We start from the raw sequence: 7,563 nt of genomic DNA, 5'->3' as shown, positions 1-7,563 counted from the left end.
CTCAGCGCACGTGTGGTCGCTAGACCTCGTCCAGGGCGCCCAGGGACTCGCCGGGACGGCGGGACAGGTCGATGCCGAAGTCCTCGCCTCCCCGGTAGTCGTCGTCGGAGTCGCGCAGCTCGACCTCGGTGCCGTCGGAGGACAACACCTCGACGTTCAGGCAGAGCGACTTCATCTCCTTGACCAGCACCTTGAACGACTCGGGGATGCCGGGCTCGGGGATGTTCTCGCCCTTGACGATGGCCTCGTACACCTTCACGCGACCGGGGACGTCGTCGGACTTGATGGTCAGCAGCTCCTGCAGAGCCCAGGCGGCGCCGTACGCCTCCAGCGCCCAGACCTCCATCTCACCGAACCGCTGACCGCCGAACTGCGCCTTTCCGCCCAGCGGCTGCTGGGTGATCATCGAGTACGGCCCGGTCGAGCGGGCGTGGATCTTGTCGTCGACCAGGTGGTGCAGCTTCAGCATGTAGATGTAGCCGACGCCGACCGGCTCCGGGAACGGCTCGCCGGAGCGGCCGTCGAAGAGGTTGGCCTTGCCGTCGGCGTTCACCAGCCGGCCGCCGTCGCGGGTCGGCAGGGTGTTGCCCAGCAGCCCCGTGATCTCCTGCTCGGTGGCGCCGTCGAACACCGGCGTGGCCAGGTTCTGGTCACCGTCGACGTGGGTCAGCCCGACCGAGCGAAGCCGCTCGGCCCAGTCACCCTCGACACCGTCCAGATCCCAACCCTGCTTGGCAACCCACCCGAGGTGGGTCTCCAGCACCTGGCCGACGTTCATCCGGCTCGGCACGCCGAGCGGGTTGAGCACGATGTCGACCGGGGTGCCGTCCTCCAGGAACGGCATGTCCTCGACCGGCAGGATCTTGGAGATGACGCCCTTGTTGCCGTGCCGGCCGGCGAGCTTGTCGCCGTCGGAGATCTTGCGCTTCTGGGCGACGTAGACCCGGACCAGCTGGTTCACGCCGGGGCTGAGCTCGTCGTCGGACTCGCGGTCGAAGACGCGCACCCCGATCACCGTGCCGGACTCGCCGTGCGGCACCTTCAGCGAGGTGTCGCGGACCTCGCGCGCCTTCTCGCCGAAGATCGCGCGGAGCAGCCGCTCCTCCGGGGTCAGCTCGGTCTCGCCCTTCGGGGTGACCTTGCCGACCAGGATGTCGCCGGTGCCGACCTCGGCACCGATCCGGATGATGCCCCGCTCGTCGAGATCCGCCAGCATCTCCTCGGAGACGTTCGGGATGTCCCGGGTGATCTCCTCCGCGCCCAGCTTGGTGTCGCGGGCGTCGACCTCGTGCTCCTCGATGTGGATCGAGGTCAGGACGTCGTCTTGGACCAGCCGCTGGGAGAGGATGATCGCGTCCTCGTAGTTGTGGCCCTCCCACGGCATGAAGGCGACCAGCAGGTTGCGGCCGAGCGCCATCTCACCGGAGTCGGTGCAGGGACCGTCGGCCAGCGGGGTGCCCTTCTCGACCCGCTGCCCGGCAGCGACCAGCGGCCGCTGGTTGATGCAGGTGCCCTGGTTGGAGCGGCGGAACTTGCTCAACCGGTACGTCTTGTACGTCCCGTCGTCGTGTGCGATGTCGATCAGGTCCGCACTCACCGAAGTGACCACGCCCGGCTGGGTCGCAACCGTGACGTCGCCGGCGTCGACCGCGCCGCGGTATTCCATCCCGGTGCCCACGAACGGGGCCTCGGAGCGGATCAGCGGGACGGCCTGGCGCTGCATGTTCGAGCCCATCAGGGCGCGGGACGCGTCGTCGTGCTCCAGGAACGGGATCATGGCCGTGGCCACCGACACCATCTGGCGCGGCGACACGTCCATGTAGTGCACCTCGTCGACGACGACCTCGTCGGCCTCCCCGTGCCGCTTGCGGACCAGGATCCGGTCCTGGGTGAACCGGCCGTTCTCGTCCAGCTTGGCGTTGGCCTGGGCGATGACGAAGCGGTCCTCCTCATCGGCGGTCAGGTAGTCGATCTGGTCGGTGACGTGACCGTTCTCCACCTTGCGGTACGGCGTCTCGACGAAGCCGAACGCGTTCACCCGGGCGAAGCTGGCCAGCGAGCCGATCAGGCCGATGTTGGGGCCTTCCGGGGTCTCGATCGGGCACATCCGGCCGTAGTGGCTGGTGTGCACGTCGCGGACCTCCATGCCGGCCCGGTCCCGGGACAGACCGCCCGGACCGAGCGCGGACAGCCGCCGCTTGTGGGTCAGCCCGGCGACCGGGTTGGTCTGGTCCATGAACTGGGACAGCTGGGAGGTGCCGAAGAACTCCTTCAGCGCCGCCACCACCGGCCGGATGTTGATCAGGGTCTGCGGCGTGATGGCCTCGACGTCCTGGGTCGTCATCCGGTCCCGGACCACCCGCTCCATCCGGCCGAGACCGGTGCGCAGCTGGTTCTGGATCAGCTCGCCCACGGTGCGCAGCCGGCGGTTGCCGAAGTGGTCGATGTCGTCCTCTTCGACGATCAGCTCACCGCGCGGGGCCGGCAGGGTCTCGCGGCCCTCGTGCAGCGCCACGACGAAGCGGATGGCGGCGACGATGTCCTCGATCGTCAGCACCTGCTGGTCGAACGGCTGCTCCAGCCCGAGCTTCTTGTTGATCTTGTAACGACCGACCTTCGCCAGGTCGTACCGCTTCGGGTTGAAGTAGTAGTTCTCCAGCAGCGCCTGCGCGGCTTCGCGGGTCGGCGGCTCGCCCGGACGGAGCTTGCGGTAGATGTCGAGCAGAGCCTCGTCCTGGGTGGTGGTGTGGTCCTTCTCCAGGGTGAGCCGCATCGACTCGTACTCCCCGAACTCCTCGAGGATCTTCGCGTCGTCCCAGCCGAGCGCCTTGAGCAGCACGGTCACGTTCTGCTTGCGCTTGCGGTCCAGCCGGACACCGACCATGTCCCGCTTGTCGATCTCGAACTCCAGCCACGCACCGCGGGACGGGATGATCTTGCAGGTGAAGATGTCCTTGTCCGAGGTCTTGTCGGTGGTCTGCTCGAAGTAGACGCCCGGGCTGCGGACGAGCTGGGACACGACGACCCGCTCGGTGCCGTTGATGACGAAGGTGCCCTTGTCGGTCATCAGCGGGAAGTCGCCCATGAAAACGGTCTGACTCTTGATCTCGCCGGTCTCGTTGTTCATGAACTCGGCGGTGACGAACAGCGGCGCCGCATAGGTGACGTCTCGGTCCTTGCACTCGTCCACGGTGTTCTTCGGCGGCTCGAAGCGATGGTCGCGGAACGACAGCGACATGGTGCCGGAGAAGTCCTCGATCGGAGAGATCTCCTCGAAGATCTCCTCCAGGCCCGACTTGGTGTTGACGTCGGTGCGGCCCTCCTCGAGCGCGAGCTCGACCCGATCGCGCCAGGCCTCGTTGCCGACGAGCCAGTCGAAGGAGTCGATCTGCAGATCGAGGAGGTCAGGGACCTCGAGTGGTTCAGCGATTTTCGCGAAAGAGATGCGGCCGGTGGTGGATACGACGTGATTCTTGGCGGTGGTGCCTGCGGCGGCCAACAGTTGTCCTTCCAGGGTTTGGACTGGTCATCCAGGCGTCCGCGCATGCTGAACGACCCGTGTCAAGTGAAACGGGTCGACAAAATGGCGGAGGCAAACCCCCAATATAGAGACCTGTTGGCCGCTGGTCAAGTGCGAGCGCACAGCGGAGCTGAACGGTCAAGTCGACGACGACCGCTTGGCGACGATGATACTCACAAATCTGGCGCTGACAAGCACTGATGCTGGCCGCTTCGGCTGTACACCGGCTCAGCCGCCCAGTCCCCTACCGCGGAAACTGTGCGGCTGTCGCAGTCGCCGGCGGCGTGTCGGTGCGAGAACTGCACAGTTTTCGGGCCGGGGGCGGGGCTTCCGGGGTGCCGGCCAGCGAGGTGGGAACGAGGCGAGGGGCGGCGGATCCGCAATGGATCCGCCGCCCCTCGGGTGCAGCGTGAAGGTCGAGCGACCTTACTTGACGGTGACCGACGCGCCGGCGGCCTCGAGGGCCTCCTTCGCCTTGGCCCCGGCCTCCTTGGTGACCTTCTCCAGGACGGCCTTCGGCGCGGCCTCAACGAGCTCCTTGGCCTCCTTCAGGCCCAGGCTGGTGAGGGTACGCACCTCCTTGATGACCTGGATCTTCTTGTCGCCGACGGCGTCGAGGATGACGTCGACCTCGTCGGACTCCTCCTCGGCGGGAGCGGCGTCGGCACCACCGGCACCGCCGGCGGCCGGGGCGGCAGCCACGGCGACCGGAGCGGCGGCGGTCACGCCGAAGGTCTCCTCGAACTGCTTCACGAACTCACTGAGCTCGATCAGGGTGAGCTCCTTGAAAGCGTCCAGGAGCTCGTCGGTGCTGAGCTTGGCCATGATGGCGTTCCTTCCTTACTTGTCTTCCGCAGCGTCGGCCGCGACGGTGGTGTTTTCATCCGCAGCGGGTGCTGCATCGGTCGCCGCTTGAGCGGCAGGTGCGGCGGCCGGCTCCTCGACGGTCGCCGCGGCATCCAGCTCCTCGTTGCTGGGCTCGCTGGTGTCCTCGGCGGACTCGGCCGTAGCGGACTCGGCCGCGGGGGCCGCCGCGGGCGTGCCCGCACCGGCGATCAGCGAGGGGTTCTCGGTGGCGGCCTTCTCCAGGGCGGCCACCGCGCGGGCGGCCTGCGACAGCGGCGCCGCGAACAGCGACACGGCCTGCGCGAGAACGCCCTTCATGGCACCCGCGGCCTTGGCGAGCAGGACCTCACGCGACTCCAGGTCGGCGAGCTTGCGCACCTCCTCCGGGGTGAGGGGCTTGCCGTCCAGGACTCCGCCCTTGACGACCAGCTGCGGGTTGTTCCGTGCGAAGTCACGCAGGCCCTTGGCCACCACGACGGGATCACCGTCGATGAAGGCGATCGCCGTCGGGCCGACCAGCAGGTCGTCGATTCCCTCGACGCCGGCCTGCTTGGCCGCGATGGCGGTCAGCGTGTTCTTCGACACGGCGTAGGTGGCGTCCTCACCGAGTGAACGGCGCAGTTCCTTCAGCGCCTTCACGGTGAGTCCGCGGTACTCGGTCAGCACGGCGCCGCCGGCGCTGGAGAAGCGCTCGGTCAGTTCGGCGACTGCGGCTGCCTTGTCCGGCCTCGCCATGGTCTCCTCCACTTCCTCTACTTCGTGCACCCGCACGACGTGTGCGGACACGGGTGCCGAAGAGGCCCGGAGACGAGAAAAGCCCCGGAGCGCAGGGCGTCACGGGGCAGCCAGGAGCAGCACGCTCCTCGATGTCACATCACTCACCTGCGCGGGCCACCCGGCTCGGGTGCTTCGTGATCGGATCGCTCCGGCCAACCAGCGGTCTTCGGCAGCGATCACTGTACGTCAGCCGGTTCGGTGGAACCAAATCAGTTCGGCGCGGCAATCGGCCGGGGCGAGCCGCGCACCGTAGCACGCCGAGGTACGGCTTGGTCACGGATTTGTTGCGATTGTCTCGGTTTGATAACGTGCGGCTCGGCCGATGGGAATTGCGGCCACGTCAGGACCCGCAACACCCGGCCGTCACCACCGATCTCCGCCTGCTGGCGCGATTCGGCAACAGCTTCGTAGACAACGATGTCACGATCCGCGCACGGCTTGGGCCGAACCACTCCAAAGGGGGAGTACATGAACAAAGTCGTCAAGACGAGCGCGTCGCTGTTGGCCACCACGGCCCTCGCCGCGTCGGCCTTCGCCGCAGCCGCCGGTCCAGCGCAGTCCGCGCCGACCACCGGGAAATCCAGCACGTCCGCCTCGTCCGACTGCGGATACGGCCTCAAGACCTACAGCACCGTCCGCGAAGGCTCCAAGGGTCGTGCGGTGACCGCCGCCGAGTGCTACCTGGCTCAGGCCGGATACTCGATCAGCAAGAACGGGACGTTCAGCTCCGCCGACGCGAAGGGTGCCGCTGCGTTCAACGCGAGCAAGCACATCTCCGGCGGCGGCGTTCTCGGCAAGGCGTCCTGGACCGCACTCGTCGCCGGCAGCAGCCACCCGACGGTGCGCAAGGGCGACCGCGGCTACGCGGTCCTCCGGGTGCAGCGGGCGCTGACGGCCTCGGGCCGCGCGGTCGGCCGTACCGGCACCTTCGACACCTCGACGGCCAACGCCGTCAAGGGTCTGCAGCGCGCCAAGGGCTGGAAGCAGAGCGGCGTCGCCGACCAGCGCGTCTGGGGTCTGCTGCGCTCGGGCAGCGCCGCCTCGGTGAAGGTGATGAAGCCGTCCTCGTCGTCGTCCTCGAAGTCCAAGGGCAAGATCGCCCTCGCCTTCGCCAAGAAGCAGCTCGGCGAGAAGTACCGCTACGGCGCGGCCGGGCCGAATGCCTGGGACTGCTCCGGCCTGACCATGAAGTCCTGGGCCGCGGCTGGCAAGAAGCTGCCGCACAGCGCCCGCGGGCAGTTCAAGAAGGGCAAGTCCGTGTCGAAGAAGAACCTGAAGCCGGGCGATCTGGTGTTCTTCTACTCCGGCATCAGCCATGTCGCGATCTATGCCGGAAACGGTAAGGTCATCCACGCGTCGCGGCCCGGAAAGCCCGTGGCGTACATCAAGATGAAGTACATGCCGTATAAGGGCGCCAGGCGAATCGCCTGACCCAGACCTCCCCCTTGCGACACCCCGCTTCCCACCCCCCCAGGAAGCGGGGTGTCGCTTTTGTCTGTTCGGGTTTCGTTCGTACGCCGGGGGTTCGTTTCCGCGCTCGGCTCTGCCGCCGCGGCTCTGACAGACTCGGCCGGTGACTGCGACACCCGACTCCCCCGTGCTCCATCCGGCGGTCCGACCTGCCGTCGCCGCCGACGTCCCGCGGATCCGCGAGTTGATCGCCGAGCTCGCTGCCTACGAGCGGGCCGCCGACCAGGCCCGGGCCACCGACGAGCAGCTGCAGACGGCGCTGTTCGGCCCCCGGCCGGCCGTGTTCGCCCTGGTCGCCGAGGCCGGCGCCGAGGTGGTCGGGTTCGCCCTGTGGTTCTTGAACTTCTCCACTTGGGAGGGTGTGCACGGCATCTACCTCGAGGACCTGTACGTCCGCTCCGCCTACCGCGGCCAGGGTCTCGGCAAGGCACTGCTGCAATCGCTGGCGAGCATCGCCGTGGCGCGCGGCTACGCCCGGTTCGAGTGGTGGGTGCTGGACTGGAACACCCCGTCGATCGAGTTCTATCGATCGATGGGCGCGGTCGCGATGGACAAATGGACCGTGTTCCGGCTGAGCGGGGACGCCCTCCGCGCCGCCGCGCTCCCCTGACGGGGGGCGCCTGACGGGCGGGCGTCTCGCCGCGGGGCGTCTGACGGGCGGGCGCCTGACGGGCGGGCGTCTCGCCGCGGGCCGTCTGACGGGCGGGCGTCTCGCCGCGGGCCGTCTGACGGGCGGGCGTCTCGCCGCGGGCCGTCTGACGGCAGGCGGCTGACGTGGGGGCCCGACACGAAGCGGCCGGGCACCGAACGCCGGGGTGGCAGTCGGCCCTGGTCATTGGCATCCCTGTCGCGGGCGCCGGCTCTCACGCAATTGACTCCCCCCCCCACGCCACTTCGCGCATCCAACCGCGATTTCGCTCACCGTCGACGGCGAGCCAAGGCGCACCACG

Annotated in this window: 4 protein-coding genes and 1 pseudogene; 2 read left to right on the top strand and 3 right to left on the bottom strand. The window is 68.3% G+C overall.

From position 1 onward, the window contains the following. Positions 1-19: 19 nt before the first annotated feature. The 3 genes and pseudogenes from rpoB to rplJ all read right to left on the bottom strand — a co-directional run. Positions 20-3,499, bottom strand: coding sequence for a DNA-directed RNA polymerase subunit beta (gene rpoB / locus ABD747_RS10615; RefSeq protein ID WP_344804207.1), 3,480 nt, complete (start codon positions 3,497-3,499; stop codon positions 20-22). Between the two features lie 447 nt (positions 3,500-3,946). Continuing rightward, positions 3,947-4,345, bottom strand: coding sequence for a 50S ribosomal protein L7/L12 (rplL, locus tag ABD747_RS10610; RefSeq protein ID WP_344804205.1), 399 nt, complete (start codon positions 4,343-4,345; stop codon positions 3,947-3,949). Between the two features lie 144 nt (positions 4,346-4,489). Continuing rightward, a pseudogene (gene rplJ / locus ABD747_RS10605) lies at positions 4,490-5,101 on the bottom strand (50S ribosomal protein L10); the annotation flags it as partial. A gap of 510 nt (positions 5,102-5,611) precedes the next feature. Between rplJ and ABD747_RS10600 the strand changes: the two are divergent. Both ABD747_RS10600 and ABD747_RS10595 read left to right on the top strand, forming a co-directional pair. After that, positions 5,612-6,574 (top strand): C40 family peptidase, encoded by a 963-nt coding sequence (locus tag ABD747_RS10600; RefSeq protein ID WP_344804201.1) that lies wholly within the window; start codon positions 5,612-5,614, stop codon positions 6,572-6,574. A gap of 142 nt (positions 6,575-6,716) precedes the next feature. Beyond that, positions 6,717-7,223, top strand: a complete 507-nt coding sequence (locus tag ABD747_RS10595) for a GNAT family N-acetyltransferase (RefSeq protein ID WP_344804199.1) — start codon at positions 6,717-6,719, stop codon at positions 7,221-7,223. Positions 7,224-7,563 lie beyond the last annotated feature (340 nt).

Source organism: Microlunatus ginsengisoli (assembly GCF_039537205.1).
Taxonomy (GTDB): Bacteria; Actinomycetota; Actinomycetes; order Propionibacteriales; family Propionibacteriaceae; genus Microlunatus; species Microlunatus ginsengisoli.
Note: the sequence above shows the minus strand (reverse complement) of the source record. Positions and strands in the feature narration are given on the sequence as shown.

Bases quoted from the DNA above. Each gene is read 5' to 3' on its own strand.
- rplL (WP_344804205.1), bottom strand. From the start codon at position 4,345: ATGGCCAAGCTCAGCACCGACGAGCTCCTGGACGCTTTCAAGGAGCTC.
- ABD747_RS10600 (WP_344804201.1), top strand. From the start codon at position 5,612: ATGAACAAAGTCGTCAAGACGAGCGCGTCGCTGTTGGCCACCACGGCC.